General features: G+C 57.2%; 21 protein-coding genes and 2 pseudogenes. 11 read left to right on the top strand and 12 right to left on the bottom strand.

The features are described from left to right. Positions 1-569: 569 nt before the first annotated feature. Entirely contained in the window at positions 570-902 is a 333-nt protein-coding gene (locus GYA95_RS23410) for a DUF2790 domain-containing protein (RefSeq protein WP_039614978.1), read from the top strand. A gap of 135 nt (positions 903-1,037) precedes the next feature. Here the strand turns inward: GYA95_RS23410 and GYA95_RS23405 are convergent, their stop codons facing one another. The 7 genes from GYA95_RS23405 to GYA95_RS23375 form a co-directional block, all read right to left on the bottom strand. Further along, positions 1,038-1,364: a four-helix bundle copper-binding protein gene (locus tag GYA95_RS23405; protein WP_101195988.1), complete on the bottom strand. Its 327-nt coding sequence runs from the start codon at positions 1,362-1,364 to the stop codon at positions 1,038-1,040. 160 nt (positions 1,365-1,524) lie between these two features. Next, on the bottom strand, positions 1,525-1,878 hold the full coding sequence (locus tag GYA95_RS23400) for a copper-binding protein (protein WP_060519755.1): 354 nt from the start codon (positions 1,876-1,878) through the stop codon (positions 1,525-1,527). Then, on the bottom strand, positions 1,875-5,033 hold the full coding sequence (locus tag GYA95_RS23395; protein WP_060519757.1) for an efflux RND transporter permease subunit: 3,159 nt from the start codon (positions 5,031-5,033) through the stop codon (positions 1,875-1,877). The genes GYA95_RS23400 and GYA95_RS23395 overlap by 4 nt, the downstream gene beginning before the upstream one ends. After that, on the bottom strand, positions 5,030-6,493 hold the full coding sequence (locus GYA95_RS23390) for an efflux RND transporter periplasmic adaptor subunit (protein ID WP_101195989.1): 1,464 nt from the start codon (positions 6,491-6,493) through the stop codon (positions 5,030-5,032). The genes GYA95_RS23395 and GYA95_RS23390 overlap by 4 nt, the downstream gene beginning before the upstream one ends. Continuing rightward, a complete protein-coding gene (locus tag GYA95_RS23385) occupies positions 6,490-7,740 on the bottom strand; it encodes a TolC family protein (protein ID WP_060519761.1) in 1,251 nt (416 codons plus the stop codon). Before GYA95_RS23385 ends, GYA95_RS23390 begins: the two co-directional genes overlap by 4 nt. Positions 7,741-8,210: 470 nt before the next feature. Then, entirely contained in the window at positions 8,211-9,617 is a 1,407-nt protein-coding gene (locus tag GYA95_RS23380; RefSeq protein ID WP_060519764.1) for a heavy metal sensor histidine kinase, read from the bottom strand. Next, positions 9,617-10,294 carry a heavy metal response regulator transcription factor gene (locus GYA95_RS23375; protein ID WP_060519766.1) on the bottom strand — a complete coding sequence of 226 codons (678 nt, stop codon included), beginning with the start codon at positions 10,292-10,294 and terminating at the stop codon, positions 9,617-9,619. Before GYA95_RS23375 ends, GYA95_RS23380 begins: the two co-directional genes overlap by 1 nt. Positions 10,295-10,459: 165 nt before the next feature. On the opposite strand from GYA95_RS23375, the gene GYA95_RS23370 reads away from it, so the two are divergent. The 6 genes from GYA95_RS23370 (at position 10,460) to GYA95_RS23345 (ending at position 15,442) form a co-directional block, all read left to right on the top strand. Continuing rightward, positions 10,460-10,666: a co-regulatory protein PtrA N-terminal domain-containing protein gene (locus tag GYA95_RS23370; protein ID WP_060519770.1), complete on the top strand. Its 207-nt coding sequence runs from the start codon at positions 10,460-10,462 to the stop codon at positions 10,664-10,666. A 181-nt stretch (positions 10,667-10,847) separates the two neighbouring features. Next, the gene (locus GYA95_RS23365) at positions 10,848-12,761 is read left to right on the top strand and encodes a copper resistance system multicopper oxidase (RefSeq protein ID WP_060519772.1); all 1,914 of its coding nucleotides are present in this window, start codon (positions 10,848-10,850) and stop codon (positions 12,759-12,761) included. A 14-nt stretch (positions 12,762-12,775) separates the two neighbouring features. Further along, entirely contained in the window at positions 12,776-13,099 is a 324-nt protein-coding gene (locus GYA95_RS23360; RefSeq protein ID WP_019470286.1) for a hypothetical protein, read from the top strand. Next, positions 13,089-14,204 (top strand): copper resistance protein B, encoded by a 1,116-nt coding sequence (locus tag GYA95_RS23355; protein ID WP_060519774.1) that lies wholly within the window; start codon positions 13,089-13,091, stop codon positions 14,202-14,204. Before GYA95_RS23360 ends, GYA95_RS23355 begins: the two co-directional genes overlap by 11 nt. Before the next feature lie 10 nt (positions 14,205-14,214). After that, positions 14,215-14,997 (top strand): c-type cytochrome, encoded by a 783-nt coding sequence (locus GYA95_RS23350; RefSeq protein WP_060519775.1) that lies wholly within the window; start codon positions 14,215-14,217, stop codon positions 14,995-14,997. Next, on the top strand, positions 14,987-15,442 hold the full coding sequence (locus GYA95_RS23345) for a DUF411 domain-containing protein (RefSeq protein WP_060519778.1): 456 nt from the start codon (positions 14,987-14,989) through the stop codon (positions 15,440-15,442). Before GYA95_RS23350 ends, GYA95_RS23345 begins: the two co-directional genes overlap by 11 nt. 105 nt (positions 15,443-15,547) lie before the next feature. Here the strand turns inward: GYA95_RS23345 and GYA95_RS23340 are convergent, their stop codons facing one another. Further along, on the bottom strand, positions 15,548-15,736 hold the full coding sequence (locus tag GYA95_RS23340) for an AbrB/MazE/SpoVT family DNA-binding domain-containing protein (RefSeq protein WP_060519780.1): 189 nt from the start codon (positions 15,734-15,736) through the stop codon (positions 15,548-15,550). 503 nt (positions 15,737-16,239) lie between these two features. On the opposite strand from GYA95_RS23340, the gene GYA95_RS23335 reads away from it, so the two are divergent. After that, entirely contained in the window at positions 16,240-16,980 is a 741-nt protein-coding gene (locus tag GYA95_RS23335) for a hypothetical protein (RefSeq protein ID WP_197864294.1), read from the top strand. Here the strand turns inward: GYA95_RS23335 and GYA95_RS23330 are convergent. Beyond that, complete coding sequence (locus GYA95_RS23330; RefSeq protein WP_060519784.1) at positions 16,937-17,413, bottom strand: DUF488 domain-containing protein; 477 nt, start codon at positions 17,411-17,413, stop codon at positions 16,937-16,939. The genes GYA95_RS23335 and GYA95_RS23330 overlap by 44 nt on opposite strands. Positions 17,414-17,905: 492 nt before the next feature. On the opposite strand from GYA95_RS23330, the gene tnpA reads away from it, so the two are divergent. The 3 genes from tnpA (at position 17,906) to tnpC (ending at position 20,179) form a co-directional block, all read left to right on the top strand. After that, positions 17,906-18,238, top strand: a complete 333-nt coding sequence (tnpA, locus tag GYA95_RS23325; RefSeq protein ID WP_009682494.1) for an IS66-like element accessory protein TnpA — start codon at positions 17,906-17,908, stop codon at positions 18,236-18,238. Next, on the top strand, positions 18,235-18,570 hold the full coding sequence (tnpB, locus tag GYA95_RS28030; protein ID WP_009682493.1) for an IS66 family insertion sequence element accessory protein TnpB: 336 nt from the start codon (positions 18,235-18,237) through the stop codon (positions 18,568-18,570). The genes tnpA and tnpB overlap by 4 nt, the downstream gene beginning before the upstream one ends. Positions 18,571-18,631: 61 nt before the next feature. Next, positions 18,632-20,179: an IS66 family transposase gene (gene tnpC / locus GYA95_RS23315; protein WP_034128274.1), complete on the top strand. Its 1,548-nt coding sequence runs from the start codon at positions 18,632-18,634 to the stop codon at positions 20,177-20,179. A 132-nt stretch (positions 20,180-20,311) separates the two neighbouring features. Here tnpC and GYA95_RS28405 read toward each other — a convergent pair. The 3 genes and pseudogenes from GYA95_RS28405 to GYA95_RS23305 form a co-directional block, all read right to left on the bottom strand. Next, a pseudogene (locus GYA95_RS28405) lies at positions 20,312-20,749 on the bottom strand (methyl-accepting chemotaxis protein); the annotation flags it as partial. A gap of 105 nt (positions 20,750-20,854) precedes the next feature. After that, positions 20,855-21,631, bottom strand: a pseudogene (locus GYA95_RS28400) (PAS domain-containing protein); the annotation flags it as partial. A gap of 152 nt (positions 21,632-21,783) precedes the next feature. Beyond that, complete coding sequence (locus GYA95_RS23305) at positions 21,784-23,853, bottom strand: putative bifunctional diguanylate cyclase/phosphodiesterase (RefSeq protein WP_060501710.1); 2,070 nt, start codon at positions 23,851-23,853, stop codon at positions 21,784-21,786. Positions 23,854-24,005: the final 152 nt, after the last annotated feature.

Here is a 24,005-nt window from a genome sequence, read left to right as displayed (position 1 = left end):
TCCCATCGAGTCCACGATGAACCACCCTGAGATGTCTCTCCGATTGCTTGGTGCCGATCAGATCCAGGGGTTGGATGAGTATCTTTCCGCAGCCGGCTTGCCTACCCCGGACCTTCTGCAGCACGACCGCATGTTCTATTCCTTTCACCGTGGAGAAACGGAACTGGGATATGGGGCATCGAAGGATGGCCAGGCTCGTCTAATTCGTTCGCTGGTTGTGGATCCTGGGAAAGAGGATCCGGGGTCGGTACCTTGCTGCTTAGAGCACTTGAACGCATAGCCGAAGCCGACGGGGCTTAAAGCCTCTGCGGACCACAATTGCGCCCGATTTATTCGAGGCTCGGGGATATGAGCGCAGAGAGCGATCCCTAGCCCCTAGGGTGATTTCCAACTCCGCAGAGTTTGAAAAGCTCTGTCCCGTGTCGGCTTTACCTTAGGCACCCGCAAACTGTCTATGAGGGAATAGCGCTGTCAACCCAGCACAGCCTTACAAAGATGTAATGCCTGGATCACATGGATGACAGCTACCGGGCCTTAGGCTGCAGTCATGTTTTCATGGAGTAATTGAAATGATCAAAGCCAAATGCATCGCCGGCCTACTTCTCTTAATCGCCTCCTCATCCGCTTTTTCCGAAGGAGGTTCTGATCGTTTGCACGGAAAAATGATTCAGGCGAATGAGCAGGCTATGCGTGCATACGCAGCGGCCAATGGAAAAAAGCCACCTGAGGTGATCCATTATCGCTATGGAATGAAGCTGGACGTGGCGAGAGTCATCAGCAGGACTTCGACCAACGGCAGCTGCGACGTGATGCCGGCACAGATGAATTACGAGGACTCAACAGGAGAGCTGAAAATCCTTGAATATCGCACTGCCGGAATTAACTGCAGGGGTCAAAACTGACCGAAGCACAGGTTAATTCTTGAAGTCAGCTGATCACCAGTAGCGCCAGCTGATCGGCCGCCAGGGGGCTTGTGATCGACCGACCGAGGTCTTCCCTAAGTACTTTGCAAAAGAACGACGGTCGGTCGAAATTAATTAGGCAGCCATTGCTTCGCAGGATTGTGCGCAGGCCAAACAGGCTTGTGCGCAATGCTGACAGTGGTCTGCCGTGTGCTTACTGCACTCCTCCCCGCAGGCGCGGCAAATCCTGGCGCACAACGCACAAAATTCCTTGGCGAGCATGCTTTCTCGTGCCATCAAGGTAGCCGCCAGCCTGCACATATCTGCGCAATCCCTGTCCAACTTGATGCAGTCAGCCATCATTTTTACGTCCTGCTCTTGCAGGCAGGCTGACGCGCAGCCTTCACAGGCCAGCGCACAGCGCAGGCATTCCGAGATGCATTCATCAAAGCTACTGTTCATGATCATATCTCCGGTATCGGGTCGATGTGATGCCAGTGCACCGTCTCATGACGGTATGTAGCGTTCGACCTGAGGGGTTCCTGAAGATTGATTACATTTCTGTAAGCTTGTCCGAATCATCTCAGTATGAAGGCGTGCCCGATCATTCAAGGCTTTTCAATCACTGCTTCTGGATGCTCACGATTTTCGCGGAGCTTCCCTCCATGCGGAACCCAAATTTCACCTTGTCGCCTACGTTCAAGCCCTTCAGCTGTGCAGGCTCAGATTGGAAGCCCATGGTCATCGCCGGCCATTTGAGCTCTGCTACCGGGCCGTGCGCTAAGGTGATTTTCCCGCTTTGAAGATCCAGCGCCTTTATTGTCCCCTCAGCATGCGCAGTGGGAGCCGCCTGGCTCCCTTGGCCCCCCTCGGCGGAGGCTGGCATTTTCTTCATGTCCATACCATCCATGTCCTGGGCATGCACACTGGTGGCAAAAGCGGTGACCAGGCCTGCGATGACAATTAGCTTTTTCATTGGATTTCTCCTGAGAGGTTGGGGGTAGTTACAGCAAGTTCGCGGCGACGGATCAGCCAGTACGCCGCAGGGATTACAAAAAGGGAAAGCAAGGGGGCGGTGAGCATGCCGCCCACCATGGGAACCGCGATGCGGCTCATGACCTCGCTGCCGGTACCGCTGCTCCAGAGGATGGGCAGCAAGCCTGCAACGATGACCGCCACAGTCATTGCCTTGGGCCTGATGCGTTGCACCGCGCCCTCACGGATCGCGTCGAGCAGCGCTGTTCGTGTGGTTTCGCCTTTGGCTTGACGCTCAGCCCAAGCGTTATTCAGGTAGATGAGCATGATCACTCCGAACTCCGCCGCTACGCCGGCCAGGGCAATGAAACCAACGCCTGTGGCCACCGACAGGTTGTAGCCCAGCAGGTACAGCAGCCAAACGCCTCCGGTCAGCGCGAACGGTAGTGTGCCCATGATGAGCAACGCCTCACCGAGGCGCCCAAAGGTCAGGTAGAGCAGCACGAAGATGATGGCCAGCGTCGCCGGCACCACCCAGGCCAGACGGGCATTCGCCCGCTCCAGGTATTCGAACTGGCCGGAGTAGCTCAAGCTCATGCCTGGATCGAGCTTCACCTCGCTGTTGATCGCCTGACGAAGGTCTGCCACAACAGACGATAGATCCCGGCCGCGCACATCGATGTACACCCAACCCGAGGGGCGAGCATTCTCGCTCTTAAGCATGGGCGGGCCATCAGCGATACGTATGCGGGCCACGCTGCCGAGCGTCAGCTGACCGCCCTGCGAGGTGTAGATCGGCAGCTGACGCAACGCCTCCACGGAATCACGCCATTCGCGTGGATAGCGCACGCTGATGGGATAGCGGGCCAAGCCTTCAACCGTTTCTCCAATGGTTTCGCCACCAATGGCGCCAGCCACGAGGGCCTGTACGTCGGTGATGTTCAGACCGTAACGGGCAGCGGCATGGCGATCGATATCCAGATCAATGTAGCGGCCACCAGTCAAACGCTCCGCCAGCGCCGAAGTCACTCCAGGAACCTTTTTCGCTGCCCGCTCCACAGCGAGGGTAGCCCGGTCTATCTGGTCTAGGTCGCTGCCGGCCACCTTGACGCCTATTGGGCTCTTGATACCGGTGGCCAGCATATCGATGCGGTTGCGGATGGGCGGGATCCAGATGTTGGTCAGCCCAGGCACACGCACAGTGCGATCAAGCTCCTCGATGAGCTTCTCCGTGGTCATTCCTGGACGCCACTCACTCTTGGGCTTGAGCCGAACGATGGTCTCGAACATCTCCAGCGGTGCCGGGTCGGTAGCGGACTCGGCGCGGCCGGCTTTACCAAAGACACTGGCCACCTCGGGAACAGTTCGAATCAGACGATCCGTTCGCTGCAACAGCTCTGAAGCTTTCTGCGCCGAGAGTCCAGGCAAGGCTGAAGGCATGTAAAGCAGATCACCTTCATCGAGCGGAGGAAGGAACTCGCCCCCAAGATGATTCAAGGGCCACAGACTGCTGAGCAGGATGAGCAATGCTCCAGCGAGGGTAACCAGAGGCCGGCGCAGGACGACCTCTAATGCCGGACGGTACAGCCGGATGAGGCCCCGGTTGAGCGGGTTGCGCTGTTCCGCAGGCAGTGGCCCTCTGATCCAGTACCCCATCAGCACCGGAATCAGGGTCACCGATAGCGCAGCCGCCGCTGCCATTGCGTAGGTCTTGGTAAAGGCCAGGGGTGCGAAGAGACGCCCTTCCTGGGCTTGCAGCGTGAACACCGGGATGAACGATAGCGTGATGATCATCAGGCTGAAGAATAGTGCCGGTCCTACCTCGACGGCCGCCTCTGTCATTACCCTCCAATGCGCTTCGCCTCGCAAGGGTTGACCAGGATGCCGGGCATGCCAAGCCTCAACACGTTTGTGGGCGTTCTCGATCATGACCACGGCAGCGTCCACCATTGCACCGATGGCAATAGCGATTCCGCCAAGGGACATGATGTTGGCATTGATACCCTGATGACGCATGACAATCAGCGCAATCAAGATTCCCACGGGAAGCGACACGATAGCCACCAACGACGAGCGCAGGTGCCAGAGAAACGCTGCGCATACCAACGCCACTACTACGAATTCCTCGATCAGCTTGTGACTGAGGTTCTCCACGGCACGGTCGATCAACTGGCTGCGGTCGTAGACGGTGACAAGCTCCACCCCGGCTGGCAGGCCTTTCTTCAGGGTTTCTAGCTTGGCCTTGACGTGCCCGATGGCCTCACGAGCATTCTTCCCGCTGCGCAGGATCACCACCCCTCCTACGGCTTCGCCGAGGCCGTCCAGTTCGCCTATGCCTCTGCGGGCTTCCGGACCTATCTGCACCGTAGCGACGTCGCCTAATGTCACCGGCACGCCCTTGGTAGCCAGTCGCAGCGGTATCGCTCTGAAATCATCCAGCGATCGCAGGTAGCCGGCCGCACGTACCATGAACTCCGCTTCGCCCTGCTCCAGTACACCGCCACCGGTCTCCTGGTTGGCCTTGCCTATAGCCTCAACCACCTCAGCCTGGGTGATACCGAGGCTGGCCATGCGCAGCGGATCGAGGACGACTTGGTACTGCTTGACCATACCGCCGATGGTGGCTACCTCAGCGACATCCGGCAGGGTCTTGAGCTCATAGCGCAGGAACCAGTCCTGCAGGCTGCGCAGTTGCGACAGGTCATGGCCGCCGTTGCGATCGACCAACGCATACTGATAAATCCAGCCCACTCCGGTGGCATCCGGGCCCAGTACCGGCTTGGCTGCCTCAGGTAATCGCGATTGCGCCTGGCTCAGGTACTCAAGCACCCGTGAGCGCGCCCAATACAGATCGGTGCCGTCCTCGAACAGCACGTAGACGAAGCTGTCACCGAAGGCGGAGAAACCGCGTACCGTTTTGGCCCCCGGAACCGAGAGCATGGTTGTGGTCAGCGGATAGGTCACCTGATTCTCAACGATTTGGGGAGCCTGGCCTGGGTAGGACGTGCGGATGATCACCTGCACGTCCGACAGGTCGGGCAAGGCGTCGATTGGCAGGCTACGCACCGAGACGAAGCCCCATGCCACCAGAAACAGCGTGGCGAGGAGCACCAGCACACGGTTGCCTACCGACCAGCGGATCAGTTTGGCAATCATGGTTGGCCCTCCACCACGTTGATCTGCTCAACTACCATGCCCTCGTCGCGTTCGCGTATGCCAAAGCGAATCTGCGCACCGACCTTGAGGCCATCAAGGAGAGACTGATCAACCACAGGAAAGGTCATGGTCATCCCTGGCATGCCCAGGGTGATGAAAGGACCGTGGGCAACGGTGAGCTGGGTGCCGTCTATCTGCACGACACGGCCATCCGCTTCATGCAGGGCTGGCCCCGCATTAGGCTGACTATCCTGCGCCGTCGCCGCCTCGATGCCTTTCAAATTAGCGTCGGAGTCCAACAGGAATTGCCCGGACGCGACGATGCGCTGTCCTGGCTGAAGGCCCTGCAACACCGCAACTTTCCCTCTGCTCTCCTGGCCCAACACGACTTCCACCGGCCGGAAGCGACCACCGTCTTCAGCCAGCATCAACAGGTCTCGCTTGCCGGTGCGGATGACCGCCTCGGCAGGCACCAAGAGGCTTTGCTCGGAAGACTCGCCGGGATGGAGAGCCACTTGAGCGGTCATCCCAGGACGAAGCCGTCCATCCGGGTTGGGCAACTCGATACGCAGGCGCAACGTGCGGCTCTGCAAATCGGCATCGGCGAGCAACGCGGTCAACTTGCCCGGTATGGGATCGCCTGGGAACGCTGGCAATTGCGCCCGCACAGGCTGGCCTTCGCGAAGACCTTGAGCCTGGGCTTCCGGCACAGCCGCTTCCAGCCAGACGTTGGCCACTCCATTGATCCTCGCCAAGGTAGCCCCCGGCGTCAACGTCATTCCGGGTCGCAAATCGAGAACCTGGATGACTCCGGCCGTGGGTGCGGAGAGTGTGACCGAGAGCTGCACCTTCCCAGTGCTCGCGACCCGGTTGATCAGGTCGGCCGGCATGCCGGCGAGCACAAGCCGCTGTCGTGCCGCCGCCGTCAGCTGCGTGTCGCCGGAATGCCGCAGCGCCAGGTATTCCTCCTGCAAACCAGCCCACTCCGGGGTTAGCACATCGGCTAGAGGAGCCCCTTTGGCAACGATGTCGCCCGTCGCTCGACCATAGACGCGCTCGACGTAGCCGCCAGTCCGGGCCTGCAATACGCTGAAGTCGCGTTCGTCGAACGTTAGAACGCCGCTCACACTCAGGGTCCGTTCTAGCCGGCCAGCCGTCACCGTCGCCAATCGAATCCCAAGGTTTTGCTGGAGCCCAGCCGAGACCTGAACCGCAGGCTGCTCCTCGCCAGCCGTGTCATCCGAATACTTGGGCACGAGCGGCATGTCCATGAACGGCGATTTTCCGGGCGCCGGGAAGTGCTGCTGGGGATACATCGGGTCATACCAGTACAGCGCTTTTTTTTCCTCACCTACTGGCTGGGATGAGGAATACGCACCTCTTCCACCTAGCCAGAAGCCCGCGCCTATCCCAATAGCAAGGGCAGCAGCCACGAGCAAACCAATCGACCTATTCCTCATGCCCGCACCTCTCCATAAACGAAATGCAGACGCGCTGCTGTTGCCGCCAACTGTCCTTGCAGGTCCACATCCTGTAGCAGCGCTTCCACACGCTGCCGGCGTGCCGACAGCACTTCACTCAACGGCGAATTACCGGCGCGGTAGTCCGCCAGAGCGAGGCGTACCCGGTCCTCGGCCAGGGGCAAAAGTGTTTCGCGACTGCGCCGTACAGCCCGTTGCAAGCGTTGGTACTCGGCAAGGTCTGTTTCAAGCTGAGCTTGATGCTCGCGCAGGGCAGCGTCCTGCTCATTTTCCAATTGGCGAACTTGTGCGCGTCGTGCCGCAATCATTGGGTCTTGCCGGGAGCTGGTGAACAACGGCAACTGGAAGCTGACTTGCAGGCTGACCATGTTGCTGAAGTCCGGACCACGGCGCTGATAATCCACCCCCCAGGACCAATCCGATTTCTTTTCCGCCTGAGCCTGGTGTACCTGGGCTTGAGCCTCGCGTGTCATGGCGTTGTAGGTATTGAGCTCCGGATGGGCATGGACGGAGTGCAAGTATTCAGCTGCATCTACAGGCCAGACAGGGAACGTCGGCGCGCCCACTTCGGCGTCCTGCCCAATCCAGCGCTTCAGCGCGGCTCGCGCCTGAGCTGACTGACTCAACAGAACGTCTTTCTGCTCGTCCAACTGTGCCAATTCCTGTTTGGGAGCCAACGTATCGGCCGTTGAGCCTGCGCCTCCGGCCAGGCTGGCCCGCACCGTGGAAGCCAGCAGCTGGTTTTCTTTGTAGAAGGCGTCGAACTGTTCAAGCTTTCGCTGCACGGTGTATGCAGCCACCCAAGCCTGTGCGGTTGCCGCCCGAACTTTCAGCCGTTCGAACAGCGCCTCGGCATCGGCTCGCTCGACCGTGGCCTGCGCTGTCTCTATGCGAGCTTTGCGTTTGTCCCGGTTCGGTACTTCTTGGGACAGGCCAACCACCTGCATGGTCATGAAGTCTCTGTTCATGCTCCAGCGGTCGGTGCCTTCAATCGGCAGGTTCTGTACCCCGAGATTCAGGCGCGGATCGGGTAGTTCGCCCGCTGGAATGACTGCGCTGCGCGCAGCTGATGCCTGCTCCTGGCGGGCCTGTAGAGAGGGAGCGTTGCGTTCAGCCAGTTGCAGCGCCTCATCCAGCGACAGCGTTGCAGCCTGTGCCGAGACAGCCGGCAGCAGTATGAACAGGACGGCCGTGGTTATCCGTCCCTGAAAACGTTGGGGAGTCATGAAAATGATTCCTCGAAAGATCAGCGCCCAGGCGCGTGCCATCGCCCCGCTGCTAGGCGGAACGACGGTGTGAAATTAAGAGGGAATCAGACGCGGGGAGGCCGCCATGGATCGGGGGGAGAGCCTGTCGCTATGCCTACCGCGTAGGTATCGGCAGGTCGTGGCTTGGCAAAGGTCAGCCCAGGCGTCAGGAAGCTGAGCTGCACTGTGCTAGCAGTCCTGCACTCCTGGCCGACCTTGCAGGATTTGGCGTGATCGCCGGCCTTGCCCAGGTCTTGGTCCTGGCAGCAGTCATGATCCATACCCGCCATCATTTCCATGCCCATGGTCTGCATTGGGCAAGGTTCAGTCGCCGAATCGATGCCCGCCATCCCGTTAAGCGGAAGCGCCACGATAAGCATCAGGATGGTGAGCAGTCGAATGAACCGATTCATGATGGGCGAGTATAGATTACCGGGATGAGTTCAGCATTAAGGGGTTGGGGCTGCACTAACCCACCGCTTAGAGGCTGGGAGACTGATGAAGAAGGTTGTGACACCCTCCGCTGAAGTACACCAGATTCGTCCGCTATGAGCCTCGATGATAGAGCGGGTTATCGACAGACCCAGGCCTGCATTGCTTGGGCCGCCTTCGCGCCTGGCTGGATCGGCTCGATAGAATCGGTCGAAGATCTTGCCAATGTGCTGGGAATCGATGATTACCCCGCTGTTACGCACGGAAAGCGTCACGCTTTCAGGCGTCTGCTCGATTCGCACTGATATCTCGTTACCTTCCGGGGTGTAGCGCAACGCGTTGGATAGAAGGTTGGAAAGCGCTCGGTCAATCATCAGGCGATCGCCACGAACCTTACCCTGCCCGTGTAGGGTCAGCTGGATGCCTTGATCCTCAGCCAGGAACTGGTAGTACTCGAACAGCTTGGAAACGAGGTCGGAGAGCTCCACATCAATCTGCTCAGGGACGATCAGACCGTTATCCGCCTTGGCGAGGAACAGCATGTCGTCGATCATGCGCGACATACGCTTGAGGTCTTCCAGGTTCGAATAGAGGTTCTCCTCATAGGCATCCAGGTCACGCTTCTTGGTGAGCACCACTTCAGTATGGGTCAGAAGGTTGCTGACTGGCGTTCTCAACTCGTGAGCGATATCGGCAGAGAAGTTGGACAACCGAACGAATGCATCCTCCAACCGTCCCAGCATCCCGTTGAAAGACAGGATGAGCTCCTGAAGCTCTAGCGGCACGGGCTCCAGGGGAATGCGCTCGCGGAGCGATCTTGCCGACATCCCGGTGGCCACTTTGGTGATTTGCCCAACAGGCCGAAGCCCACTCTTGGCCACGACCCAACCCAAGCCTGCGCTTACAATCGCGCTGATCACCAGGCCAATTCCGAACCACCATTGCAGGGTGACAAAGAAATGGGCGTGAGTGGTGACATCGAGCATCAGCACGGCCGTCACCGGTTCCGGCTCGCCTGCAATGGTCAGCTGGGCGGTAATGCCGCGAAAGTTCTGCGATTCATCCTGCCATTCCCAGACCGCACCCCGGTGCGCCTGCTCGAACCGCTGGGGAATTTGGGAGGCTTTGGGGTCTGAAAACAGGACCGTACCGTCAGCCTTGGTGATTTTCGCCGACAAATCCTGATGTGCGCCGAGCAATGCCCGCAGCTGCTGCTCCTGATCGTGGAGCCCGCCTCGCGCTGCTGAGATGGACAGGATATGACGCGTTGACTCCAGCTTTTCGGAAAGCGCCTGCTCATCCAGCATCCGGAAATGGTGCTGGCTGAGCCCGTAGAAAGCCACCCCGGCAACCACCAGGACAGCAGTCACTGCGAACATGAACATCAGGGTCAGTCGCTTGACGAGCGATGATTGCGGGCGCATCACTCGGGCACATCCATCATGTAGCCCATGCCTCGGGCGGTATGGATGAGCTTTGGCGCGAAGTCGTCATCTATTTTGGCCCGCAGTCGGCGAATCGCTACCTCAATCACGTTGGTGTCACTGTCGAAGTTCATGTCCCAGACCTGAGAAGCGATCAGCGACTTGGGGAGCACCTCGCCGCGTCGGCGCATGAGCAGCTCCAGCAGGGAAAACTCCTTTGCGGTAAGGTCGATCCGCTTGCCGTTTCGCGTAGCTCGACGCTTGAGCAGGTCTACCTCAAGGTCTGCCATCTTCATGGTGGTTTGAGCAGCACCACCGTTGCCTCTGCGCAACAACGTGCGAACCCGAGCCAGCAGCTCCGAGAACGCAAAGGGCTTCACCAGGTAGTCATCAGCGCCCAGTTCCAAACCTTTCACGCGGTCGTCTACGCCGTCTCGGGCCGTCAAGAAAAGAACCGGCACATCCTGACCCGCCGCACGGATCTTGCGCAGGACATCCCAGCCATCGAGCCCCGGCATCATCACGTCGAGTATCAGCAAGTCATACGCTTCGCTCTGTGCCTGTTGCAGGGCGTCAGTGCCTGTCATCACCCGGTCAACGGTGAAGCCAGCTTCTGTCAGACCTTGCTGGAGGTAGACACCGGTTTTTGGCTCATCTTCGGCTACGAGTAATTTCATCTGCTCTCATCCACGCGGGGTGCATCTCCAGTTTGCAGGAAAAAAGACGCCCAACCAGAAGCTGACGGAAAAGTAATGTCGAGATCAGTTTTCTGACAGCACCGCGAAGCTAACTTGACCCTGTACCTGACGCCATGAGGCGCAGAACCCACTGAGGATCTCCAGATGAACATGGTCAAAGCAATTGTGATGGTCGTTACCTTCGGCATGGCAGGCATCGCCCTGGCAGAGGGCGGCGCGGACCGGACCTTTGCGCGGATGGAAGCGGCTCGCCAAAGCTCCATGCAGGCATTCCAAGTTGCGCAGGAGAAGAAAGAGCAGGCGCCAGTTGCCGCCCAGTCCAGCAAGCATGCCGGCCACGAAAGCTGCTGATCCCAGCTTACAGAAATGTAATCACCCCGGAATCTGAACTATGGCAGTTTCAGACTACGGCCTCTCATCAGCCTCGCGCAGTGACGAAAGTCTACGAGACTGGTGAGAGCTCCAATGAACCCAAGGGCTGCCCCATCGAGCAGCCTGGATATCAGCGATCTACCTGACTGGACGCAACGGCATGCAAAGCAAAACCACGAGACGATCTTTCGTCAAAGGCCTGGCCGCTACCGGACTTCTGGGTGGGCTCGGCATGTGGCGCGCGCCGGTCTGGGCCGTGACCAGCCCTGGCCAACCGAACGTGCTGAGCGGCACGGACTTCGATCTGTATATCGGCGAACTCCCCGTCAATATCACGGGTGCAGCTCGCACGGCCATGGCCATCAACGGTTCGGTGCCAGGGCCGATCCTGCGATGGCGCGAAGGCGACACCGTGACACTGCGCGTACGCAACCGGCTGAAACAAGACACCTCCATTCACTGGCACGGCATCATCCTGCCCGCCAACATGGACGGTGTGCCGGGCTTGAGCTTCCACGGCATCGCTCCCGATGGCATGTACGAATACAAGTTCAAGGTCCACCAGAACGGCACCTACTGGTATCACAGCCACTCAGGCTTCCAGGAACAGTCCGGGGTCTATGGGGCGTTGGTGATCGATGCCAAGGATCCGGAGCCGTTTGTGTACGACCGTGATTACGTCGTCATGCTCAGCGATTGGACGGATGAAGACCCGGCGCGGGTGCTCTCCAAACTCAAGAAGCAATCTGACTACTACAACTTCCACAAGCGCACTGTTAGCGACTTCGTTGACGATGTGAGCGAGAAAGGCTGGTCGGCCGCTGTAGCGGATCGGAAGATGTGGGCTGAAATGAAGATGAGCCCCACCGACCTCGCTGACGTGAGCGGGTATACCTACACCTACCTCATGAACGGCCAGGCTCCGAACGGCAACTGGACGGGTATCTTCAAGCCCGGCGAGAAGATCCGCCTGCGCTTTATCAACGGCTCGGCCATGACCTATTTCGATGTCCGGATTCCTGGGCTCAAGATGACGGTTGTGGCTGCCGACGGCCAGTACGTCAAACCCGTATCGGTCGATGAGTTCCGGATCGCCGTTGCCGAAACCTACGATGTCATCGTCGAACCTGAAAACGAGCAGGCCTATACAATCTTCGCGCAATCCATGGACCGTACCGGGTACTCCCGAGGCACCCTGGCAGTTCGTGAAGGCTTGCAAGCGCCCGTGCCGGAGGTAGATCCACGCCCGATCATCGCCATGAGCGATATGGGCATGGACCACGGCAGCATGGGCGGAATGGATCACGGCGGCATGGCTGGCATGGACCAGGGGAACATGGCCGGGATGGATCACAGCAAGATGGCTGGGATGGACCATGGCAGCATGGCCGGCATGGACCACAGCAAGATGGCTGGAATGGACCATAGCAGCATGGCCGGCATGGACCACAGCAAGATGGCTGGAATGGACCATAGCAACATGGCCGGCATGGATCACAGCACGATGGCTGGGATGAGTCATGAGGGCATGGCCGGCATGAGCGGTGCAATGCAGAGCCATCCGGCTTCCGAGACAAACAACCCGTTGGTCGATATGCAGACCATGTCGCCGACCCCGAAGCTGAACGATCCGGGAATTGGCCTGCGCAACAACGGGCGCCGAGTGCTGACCTACGCCGATTTGCGGAGCACCTTCATCGATCCCGATGGTCGAGAGCCTGGACGCACAATCGAACTGCACCTTACCGGCCACATGGAGAAGTTCGCGTGGTCGTTCGACGGTATCAAATTCTCTGATGCTGAACCGCTGCGGTTGAAATATGGCGAGCGTCTTCGCATCACCTTGGTCAACGACACCATGATGACTCACCCCATCCATCTCCACGGTATGTGGAGTGATCTGGAGGACGAGAACGGCAACTTCATGGTTCGCAAGCACACCATCGACATGCCACCTGGCTCAAAACGAAGCTATCGCGTCACCGCAGATGCCTTGGGACGTTGGGCCTATCACTGTCACCTACTGTTCCACATGGAAATGGGCATGTTCCGAGAAGTCCGTGTGGACGAATGAGCTGGAGATTTGAGATGAGCAAACCAATGAAACGAAGCGCCTTTTTCCTCTCTGCTGCGATGGTCGGCATGTTGGCTGTTTATGCCCCGTCGTCGTGGTCCAGCGACAACCATGATCAGCATTCCCAGAAATCTACCGAGGCCGGTAAAGCCAAAGGTTCGCAGGACAAGCAGGGTCAGGGGATGAACCATGAAGGCATGGACCATGGGTCCATGGAAAGTATGGACCACGGCTCGATGAAGGGGATGGACCATGGCTCGATGGAAGGCATGGACCACGACAAAATGATGGAATCGCATGGCAGCGACAAAGCTAAGGCAGGGAAAGATGGTCAATAGCCTTGGGCGGCCTTCGCTGCTGGCCCTGACTGTTTCAATCGGCATGCTGGGCGTAACGCCCAGCTTCGCCGCTGAAGAAATGGATCACTCGGGCATGGATCATTCGAAAATGGGGCACGGTTCCATGCAAATGGATGCTGTTCCGTCCGAATCGATGCCGGCGATGGATCACAGCAAGATGGGGGTGAGCAAACAGCAGAAACAGCCTGCCCCTGTTGATCACAGCCAGATGGAGCATGCTCAAAGCCAGAGCAAATCCAGCCCGGTGGACCATAGCAAGATGGACCACAGCAAAATGGGCCATGGAAACATGAAGGGCATGGATCACGGTTCGATGAAGGGCATGGACCATTCCCAGATGAATCATGGTTCAGCGATTTCTCCGACCACAACGAGTCGCACGCCGATTCCAGTGCTCACTGATGCCGACCGCGAGGCAGCCTTTCCGCCTTTGGGTGGCCACCAGGTGCACGACAGCGGAATCAACAGCTTCTTCCTGTTGGACCAGCTCGAATACCAAGACGCCGATGAGGGCAGCACCCTGGCCTGGGACGCATCAGGCTGGGTAGGCGGCGACATCAATCGACTCTGGGTTCGCTCGGAAGGCGAGCGCACCAATGGGGTAACCGAAGACGCTGAGCTGCAACTGCTATACGGGCGCTCGGTCAGTCCTTGGTGGGACGTGGTCGCCGGAGTCCGTCAGGATTTCAAACCGGAATCACCGCAGACCTGGGCAGCCTTTGGTATTCAGGGCATGGCCTTGTATGACTTCGAGGCCGAAGCTACGGCGTTCATCGGCGAGAACGGCCAGACTGCTGCGCGTCTTGAAGGCGAATACGACATCCTGCTGACCAATCGCTTGATTTTGCAGCCCACGGCCGAGGCGAACTTCTATGGCAAGAACGATCCTGAGCGCGGTGTTGGATCGGGTCTGGCCAATACCGAAGTCGGGCTGCGTCTACGGTATGAAATCGTCCGCCAGTTTGCCCCGTACATAGGCGTTACCTGGAGCCGCTCCTACGGCAACACCGCTGACTTCATCCGAGACGAGGGTGGAGATGTTGATGAGGCACGCTTCGTTGCCGGTATCAGGATGTGGTTCTGAGAATTCCAACATGAAAAGAACAATTACAACGCTGCTTGTGGCCGGTGCTGTCGGAAGTGCTGCGGTATTGGGCACCGCGTATTTCGGCTTGGTGAATGTCGGCGCCGATGATCCTCACTTCCCGGCTGTCCATTCGTTTCTCGCCATGGCTCGCGACCGGTCGATTGAGGTTCGAGCGCGAGACATTGAAGTGCCTGACCTGAAGAACGCTGCGTTGATCAAGGCAGGCGCAGGCAACTACAACGCCATGTGCATTGGGTGCCACCTCGCCCCTGGCGTTGGAAAGACAGAACTTAGCCAAGCGCTATACCCGTCGCCACCTGACCTCACCAAGGTGGGTGTCGGAGGCGAACCGGCTGCCGCATTCTGGACGATCAAGCACGGCATCAAAGCCACCGGCATGCCCGCTTGGGGCAAGAGCATGGGTGATGAGTACATCTGGGGAATAGTCGCGTTCCTGGATCAACTTCCCGAAATGAATCCCGAGCAGTACAAGGCTTTGGTGGCCACGAGCGGTGGCCATCAGCACGGCGGCGGCGAAAGCGATATGCATAACCATGAGGGCCAGCACGGCGGGAGCGGGCATGCCGAGCATGGCGATCACGACGAAGCGGCAGACAACGATCATGCCCAGGCAGCTCACGACCATGGAGCTCCACCCGCAGGCGCCACCCAAGCGGCAGATCATCACGGTGACCACAATGCGGCCGAAGCCCATTCGGACGCCCACCCGAAATCGTCGACAAAGACGCATGTTCACAAAGACGGTAAGGAGCACACTCATGCCAACTAACCGGATACTCGTTCGTCTAGCCGCTATCGCTGGGCTGCTGGTGACCTCAGCGGCCTACGCTGCCGAGCCTTTGTCCATCGACGTTCACCGAGACGCGAACTGCGGTTGCTGCAAGAAATGGATCGCGCACTTGGAAGCCAATAGTTTCAAAGTGACCGACCATATTGAGACGGACATGAGCGCAGTGAAACAGAAGCTGGGCGTAGCGCCACGGTTAGCGTCCTGCCACACAGCCGTGATTGATGGAAAGTTTGTTGAAGGTCACGTGCCAGCTGAGCAGATTCGAGAACTCAAGGAGCGGAACGATCTGGTCGGGATCGCCGTGCCAGGAATGCCAGCTGGATCCCCAGGCATGGAGGTTGATGGCGTAAGCCATGCCTACCAAGTCATTGGGTTAACCAAAAGCGGCGCGGACCTAGTAGTCGCCAACTATCCAGCCAAATAACGCACCGACCAGAAGGACGGCAGTAGGCTGACTGCCGTCCCATGTATCCCCGCTAGAAAGCTTCATCAGCTCAACACGACGACACAGAGGGCCTGCAACGCGTAGCTAATCAGATTCGCGGCGCTCGCGGACTGGCTTGAGTACGATATCGCCGTTGATGAGCTCTATGGAGAGTCTGTCGCCCGTCGTGACCCCGAGCTCGCGCAGAATGTCGTCAGGTAATTCCACAATCACATCGCCGGAGCCGTCGCCGGGATCCAGGCACTTTACCGTGGTGCGCGCTGATTCAGTCATTGGGCTCTCCTGCCAGAGCTACCAGTCCCCATCATACTCCAGCAGCCATGCAAGCGGTGATTTGCTCAAGCAGCTTTGCAAATGCCATTTTGTTGGAGTGTTCAGTACGCCGGAAGCCCCTTGCGACTGAGCTAGATCCCATCGACGAACATCGAAAGGGGCCGCAACCCCAAACGGTGCGTAGCTCGTCCGCTTCAATCGGACGGCAAGTTCGTGCCGAAGCTGCGTTCAATCTTTCTGCGGTGCAGCCCGGTTAGGCAATCCCTAGCAGCAGCTATGCCTGAATTGCTCGCTCTTGGTGATGACGCTCAGTGGCAGCCGCACATGGATGAGGTTTGTCGGGACAGGGCGATATCATATGGCCAGTTTACGCTCTGGTCGCTACAGTATCAGCAGTACAATAAGGACGTGCCTGTATGAGAAGGAAAGCTCGCATACTAATCCTATGCAAAACATACCCGTCACCCAGCGCTGCCTATACAGAGACTTCGTGCGTTGCGGGGATGGACGAGGCAGGCAATCTGATCCGTCTTTACCCTGTACCGTTCCGCCTGGTCACTGATGATCAACGATTTTCAAAGTGGCAGTGGATCGAAGCCTCCATCGAAAAAAGCTCCAACGATCACCGACCTGAAAGCCATAAGATTGGCGTGGATACGATTCAGCCCCAAGACATTATTCCAACCTCGAAAGCGTGGATTCGAAGGAGGGAAATGCTTAGCAAGCTGCCCATCTACGACAGTTTTGAGGCTCTGGAGCAGGCTCGACAGAATTCCAATGTCACGCTCGGCTTGATCAAGCCTGAGCGAATTATTGGATTAGAGATCCGTAAAGCCGCGTCAGAAAGCTGGACTGATGAGGAGCTTGAAAAACTGGAGAGACTGCAGCGCCAGCCCGGTTTATTCGATCAGGACGATGTCAAAGCCAGCATCAAGCGCCTAGAGAAGGTGCCCTTCGATTTCTACTACAGCTATGAGTCAGTACTTGATGGTGAGGTAAAGATTTATAAGCACAAGATCGTAGACTGGGAGGCAAGCCAGCTGTACAGAAACATGCGCCGAGCTCATGGGCCTAACGGCTGGGAAGCGCCGTTTCGACAGAAGCTGGAGGTCGAGTTACCAGGAAAAGATCTTATGCTTCTAATGGGAACGATTCATCGATTTCCGCAACAGTGGCTTATCATCAGTCTCATCTATCCACCTAAGCAACCGCCCGAAGCAAATCAGCAAATTTCTCTATTTTGAGAGGCAGATGCCGCGTATCCAGGGATGAATCCAATTCACTCGCAGCCTCGGCGATAAGGCTGCGGTGACAAAAATTCGCGTCAGCTTCGTAGCAAACCATACAAATGCGCTGGCTTGAGGCATCAGCTGTCAGGTTCTCCAGAAGGTCCATCCGGGTACGGATGTAAGCCCTGAAGTCGCGCGCATAGACCCCCCAATCGCCATCGACCTTATAGCGGTTTCGAATCGGTTTTGGGCAACCCAAGGGAGGGGAATGCTCGTAGGCAATTCCTGCATCCGCCAAGCACTGGGCGAAAGCCTTCTTGGAGAAACCAGGCTTTCTGGACAGAGGGTACTCGCGAACGTCCAGAACCTTGTCGATCTGAGCTTGCTTAAGACGAGCGATGAAGGCGTCGATAGACAACCCTTCATAGCCTGCGGTGTAGATCGCCATGTGAAATCTCCCAGCGGCTTCCTGCGGCTGTTCTGCAAATAAATGAGAGACTATACCATTCTAGCCATGCTGTACCCCATGGGCATTGGATGGATGGCCATCTCCAAGAGGTAGCGACGAGCGGATGGTAGGGGCCAGAAATCATCTCGGTCCGCGTTAGGTGGAAGCGCCTTCGCCGAGAGGCTATTGAGGTTTAGGACTTCGAATAGAGCATCGCAGCAGCCAAACCAGTGCATTCCTCAAGAAGCGCCGCTATCACGGATCGGAGCTTACTCGCGTCATACACACCTGATTCAACATCCTCCTGAGTGGTTTCATAAAACGCCTTTGCGTAGCTATCTTTGAAATCGAGGGCGCCCTGATAAATACCTAACGACTCCTTGTAATTCGTATGCGTACGGCCAAGTCATCTACCCAGCCCTGCAAAGCCAAGACATGGTGTGCACTTACATTTAAGTGGGCACCAGTTCTAGCCTTTTAAGCGGGTATTTCATGCAGCCAACACGCCGTTCCTATTCCAAATCCTTCAAAGCTCAGGTCATTCAAGAGTGTGCCCAGCCCGGTGCTTCGATTGCCAGCATCGCACTCAGCCATAACCTCAACGCAAACCTCGTCCACAAATGGATTCGCCTGCAAGCGCAGAAAAGCACGGCGCTGCAACCTGCATTTATTCCGTTACCCGTGCCGCTGGCAGGGGCGAAATCCCACACATCATCATCGAATATTTGCGTTGAAATACAGCACCCGCGTGGCACCGTCACAGTGAACTGGCCCACTGAAAATGCTGCTGCCTGCGCGACCTTTCTTCGAGACCTTCTGCGATGATTCGCATCGACTCCATCTGGCTCGCCACCGAGCCGATGGACATGCGCGCTGGTACCGAAACGGCATTAGCCAAGGTGATTGCGGTGTTCGGTGCGGCGCAGCCGCACTGTGCTTATCTTTTCGCCAACCGCCGCGCCAATCGCATGAAAGTGCTGGTGCATGACGGCTTCGGCATATGGCTGGCGGCGCGCCGGTTGAGCCAGGGCAAGTTCCACTGGCCAAGCATTCGTCATGGCTCTGAAATGCAGTTGGACACCGAGCAACTCCAAGCCTTGGTATTGGGCCTGCCATGGCAACGAGCAGGTTCCGGCGGCTCGATCACACTGCTTTAACGGCTGCCATTAGCCTATCGGTCTATCGCCGCGAAGCGCCTGCTCTGGCAAAATTCGGCGCATGACTTCTTCTCCCAATCTCGACCAAATGACTCCCGACCAACTGCGTGCCTTAGCTGCGCAATTGCTCTCGCAAGTCGAAACAATGGGTAAGACGGTCGAAACCATGGGCAAGAAGATCAACCGCGATCAGACGGTGATCGAGAAGCTGACCTTCGAAATTGCGCAGCTCAAGCGCTTGAAATTTGCCAAGCGCAGCGAGCAGATGAATCCTGAGCAGGCCAGTTTGCTCGATGACCTGATCGATACAGATATCGCAGCGATTGAAGCAGAGCTTCAGGCCTTGCAAACAGTGCCAGCGGCGACCGAGAAAAAGCAGAAGCCCAAGCGCACTGCATTGCCGGCTGAGTTTCCACGCACACTGATCCATCACGAACCTGACAACACTCACTGCCCATGCGGCTGCGCGCTGAAACGCATCGGTGAAGATGTCAGTGAGAAGTTGGATTACACACCGGGCGTGTTCACCGTCGAGCGTCATGTACGTGGCAAATGGGTCTGCGATGACTGCGAAACGCTTATCCAGGCACCGGTTCCGGCTCAGATCATCGACAAGGGCATCCCAACCGCTGGGCTGCTGGCCCACGTCATGATTGCCAAGTTTGCTGACCATTTACCGCTTTACCGTCAGGAATCGATCTTCGGTCGAGCGGGCCTGGCGATTCCACGCTCAACCTTGGCCGAATGGGTTGGCGTGACTGGGGTTCAGTTGCAGCCGCTGGTCGATGCGCTGCGCGAAGTGGTACTCGGGCAGCAGATTATTCATGCCGATGAAACACCCGTGCAAATGCTCATGCCGGGAACAAAGAAAACCCACCGTTCCTATGTTTGGGCCTACGCCACCAGCCAGTTCTCGGATGTGGCAGCGGTGGTTTATGACTTCAGCCCCAGCCGTGCCGGAGAGCATGCTCGCAACTTCCTGCAAGGCTGGAGGGGCAAGCTGGTCTGTGACGATTTTGGCGGTTACAAAGCCAGCTTCGAACTCGGCGTGACCGAAATCGGCTGCATGGCCCATGCACGGCGCAAATTCTTCGAGCTGCACGCTACGAATAAAAGCACGCTTGCTGAGCAAGCCCTGCGCTATATCCAGTTGTTGTACGAAATCGAGAGCGAAGTCCGCGATCTGGAGCCGGATTTACGGCGGCGAATACGGAAAGAAAAAGCCGTCCCGGTAATGGACATGCTACATGTCTGGATGAGCGCCCAGCGCGACCTTGTGCCCGAAGGCTCAGCCATCAGCAAAGCACTCGATTACAGCCTGAAACGCTGGGCAGCGCTGTCGCGCTACCTCGATGACGGGGCTGTACCCATAGACAACAATTGGGCAGAGAACCAGATCCGACCATGGGCTCTTGGACGCAAGAACTGGCTCTTCGCAGGGTCGCTACGCAGCGGAAAGCGGGCGGCGGCGATCATGAGTTTGATCCAGTCTGCGCGGCTCAACGGTCATGATCCGTATGCCTATTTGAAGGACGTGCTCACACGCCTGCCGACGCAGCGGGCGAGTGAAATCGATCATTTGCTGCCGCATATTTGGCAACCGGTCTAATTGCGTAAGACGTGATGCTCGGATGCAAACGTTCAGTTGCGCCCAGTAAGCAGCGATGATGTCATATTGGACAAGCACGCTTATCGTGAGAAATTGGAACAGCCTTACGAGGTTGTGCCCGATACAGTTACATCAGAGCTCTTCCTTTGCCTCGGCGAACTGGCGCACGGCGTCGACTACTTGCCGTGCTCCGCTCTGAATTTCCTCTATCACAAAGCCGGCTTGGCTGACCAAATCGACGCCTTGATCGACCTTTTGGCGACTAGCCTGCATGCTCTCCACAGCATCCTGCGCTAGTTCATGGTTGCGCTTCACAACATCGACGATTTCCACGGTGGCCTGCGCCGTGCGGGCTGCAAGGTTTCGTACTTCATCGGCGACCACCGCAAAACCTCGGCCTTGTTCACCCGCCCTTGCAGCTTCGATAGCAGCATTTAGAGCAAGTAGGTTGGTCTGCTCGGCGATACCTCGGATGGTCTGCACGATGCTGCGGATCATCTCTGACTGCTGATTGACTGCAGTGATGCCTTCAGCCGCTCGTGAGAGCTCGGCTGCTATGCCTTGTACCACCTCGACCGTTTCACTAATGACCTCGGCACCATGGCGAGCGCTTCTGTCCGTCTGCTGGGATATATTGTAGGCGAACGTGGCTGCATCGGATTCTGCCTGCTGCTGGCGCACTTGGGACGTAATATCACGGGCAAACTTAACTACTTTGTAAAGCCGGCCACTGGCATCGAATACCGGGTTGTAGGTTGCGCTCAGCCAGACGGTATCGCCATGCCGGTTGAGTCGCTGGAAGCGTCCAGAGAAGAACTCACCACGGTTCAGTCGCTCCCAGAAATCGCGGTATTCAGGAGAGTCCGCTTCACCTCGTGTGCAGAACATGCGGTGGTGCTTTCCCCGAATCTCATCCAGGCGATAGCCCATGGCCTGCTCGAAGTTTTCGTTGGCGTCGAGAACCTCACCTTTCAAGTTAAAGGAAATCGCAGCCATCGAGCGACTGATGGCCTGAACCATGCTGCTCTGCTCCTGCTCACGGATCACCTGAGTAGTAATGTCGGTGGCCAGCTTCAGCACGCCTTCGACGCGACCATCGGCGCCTCGGATAGGGTTGTAGCTGGCTTCGAGCCAGACCTCCAGGCCTTGCTTATTACGCCTCAGGAAACGTTCACGTATGTACTCGCCACCAGCCAGGCGCTGCCAGAACTTACGATAGTCGGCACTCGCCTGGTAATCAGGAAAACAGAAAATACGATGGTGCTGTCCGACGATCTCCTCCAGTCGGTAGCCCATGGTGGTAAGAAGGTTCTCATTGGCACCTATGATGGTGCCATCGGGTTTAAATTCAATTGTTGCCGTCGAACGGTCAACGGCCACGGCCCTTGCTTCTGCGGCCTGAAGCTTTTGCAGAGCCTCAGCCAAGGTCTGCTTGATTGCCTTGTTGAACATTGATTAGCCTTAGAGTGAATTTTACTATCGGACGAATGAGGAGAAGCCGTAAATCCCAATTCGAATGTTTAACTGATGCTTAAATCAGGTGATGTAGCGGGTCTGCAAATTGCACCAGCAAGCACCAACTTGAATCTATGGCTTGTGCAGTATCACGCTAGAGTCTTGGTCGCGCTTAAGCTTTCCAGCATCCTCTCTGCGCTCATCGGCTTGCCCAGCAGGTAACCTTGCAAAATGTCGCAACCCAACTCGGTAAGCATCTGTTGTTGTTCAGCGGTTTCCACACCCTCTGCAACGATCCTCAGCCCCAGCGTTTTACCGAGCGCTACTATGGCCGAAACGATAGCCGCGTCATCGTTACACTTAGCCAGCTCGGTGATAAAACCTCGGTCGATCTTCAGTTCGTTGGCTGGTAGGCGCTTAAGATAAAGCAGGCTGGAATAACCGGTACCAAAGTCGTCGATGGAGATATTCACGCCCAATGCTGCCAATTGATCAAGAACAATCAAAGCAGCTTCAGCGTCCCGCATCGCCGTAGATTCGGTAACTTCCAGTGTCAGGAAACGGGGGGGCAGGCCACTGCTTTGCAGGGCATTGCGCACGACATCAACGAGCTTTGCATGGGCCAGTTGTACCGTCGAAATGTTGACCGCAATACTCCATTCGTCTTTACCTTCGCCTAACGCTTGCCATTCGGCCATCTGCCGGCACGCCTCATGGATTACCCAGCTACCGATTGGCACGATCAATCCAGTACGCTCTGCCAAGGGCAGGAAACGGACGGGCGGCACCAAGCCCAAACCTGGCTTGTTCCAACGCAGTAAAGCTTCAACGCCGATCATAGGGCCATTTGGGGCGAGCATCTTCGGCTGGAAGTGCAGGATAAATTCATTCCGATCCAGTGCGCACCGCAGATCCTGTTGCATTTCCAACTGCAGGTGAGCGTTAACGTTCATAGCTTTTTCAAAGAAGCAGTAGCCATCGCGGCCCTGCTCCTTGGCGTGGTACATAGCCGCATCGGCATTGACCATCAGCTCATGCTCGGTTAGGCCATTTTCTGGGAATATAGCGATACCGATGCTAGCGGACACATGCACTGTCTGCCGCCCAAGTACGTAAGGTAATCGAATATTTTCCACCAAGCGTTGCGCCAACATCGCAGCGTCTTCAGGTTCGCCGGGATCGATAAGCAGAACGAACTCGTCGCCTCCGAGGCGAGCCACCGTATCTTCGCCGCGTTTGGCGTCGTTGATTCGCTTTGCTACTTGCAGAAGCAACTGGTCGCCAGTGTGATGACCGTAAGTATCGTTAACAGCTTTGAAACCATCCAGATCCATGAAGAGTACGGCAAAGTGGCTCTTCTGCCTGATGGCTTTATGAATCGCTTGCTGAAGACGGTCGTTTAGGAGGATACGGTTAGGGAGGCGAGTAAGATTGTCGTGAAGAGCTAGCTGCACCAGTTCACTGTTTGCGAGGTCAAGGGAGCTGGCAAGTATGCTGGTGCGGACGTCAAGCATTGATACGATCAAGGCAATAGCGCAGACAGCCAGCGTGATCAGAATCACCAAAACCATTAGCCAGTTGCTATCAATGCCTGCATTGACCGCTCCGCACACGCTCCCGATAGGAAATTGGGCAGCCGCCATTCCGGTATAGTGCATTCCAACAATGGCACACCCCATAATTAACGAGGCGCCGATGCGTGTACGATTGATGTACTGACCTTCGCCACGCATGCGGAAAGCGATCCACAAAGCCACGCCCGAAGCAAGGATAGCAATCAGCACCGATAGCGCGAACAACGACGGAACGTATTCCACTACAGGATTCATCAGCAGCGCCGCCATTCCAACGTAGTGCATGGATGCAATTCCGATACCCATGAGCACCGCACCAAGCAGCAAACGCGGCAGTGGCATTTCCGTCTGGCATGCTAGCCACAAAGCAAAGGCGGAGGAGGCGATGGCGATCAACAACGATAAGCCAGTCAGCGTCAGGTCGTAACCCAGCTCGATGGGCAGTTGGAAGGCCAACATGCCAATAAAATGCATCGACCAGAGGCCCGTGCCCATGGCGGAAGATCCACCGGCAAGCCAAAGTGCCGATGCTTTGCCTTCGGTACGGGTGACTCGACCAGTCATGTCCAGCGCGGTATAAGACGCCAGGATCGCTACGGCGAAGGAAAACAGCACATACACGCTGTTATAGCTGCTTACTAGCATTGAAACCCCGAAGGTTGAATTTGGCTCCTCTGGGCCATCGGCGGCACGAGCAGTTTCTGAAGAGTACGCTTCATCCTATCGTCAAAAATTTTACAAAAAAAAGCGTCATGCCAGCCTTGCGACTTCCACGGGCACGCTTACGGCTGAATGCG

Origin of the sequence: Pseudomonas asiatica, assembly GCF_009932335.1 — a bacterium.
Taxonomy (GTDB): Bacteria; Pseudomonadota; Gammaproteobacteria; order Pseudomonadales; family Pseudomonadaceae; genus Aquipseudomonas; species Aquipseudomonas asiatica.
This window is presented reverse-complemented; position numbering and strand designations above follow the sequence as displayed.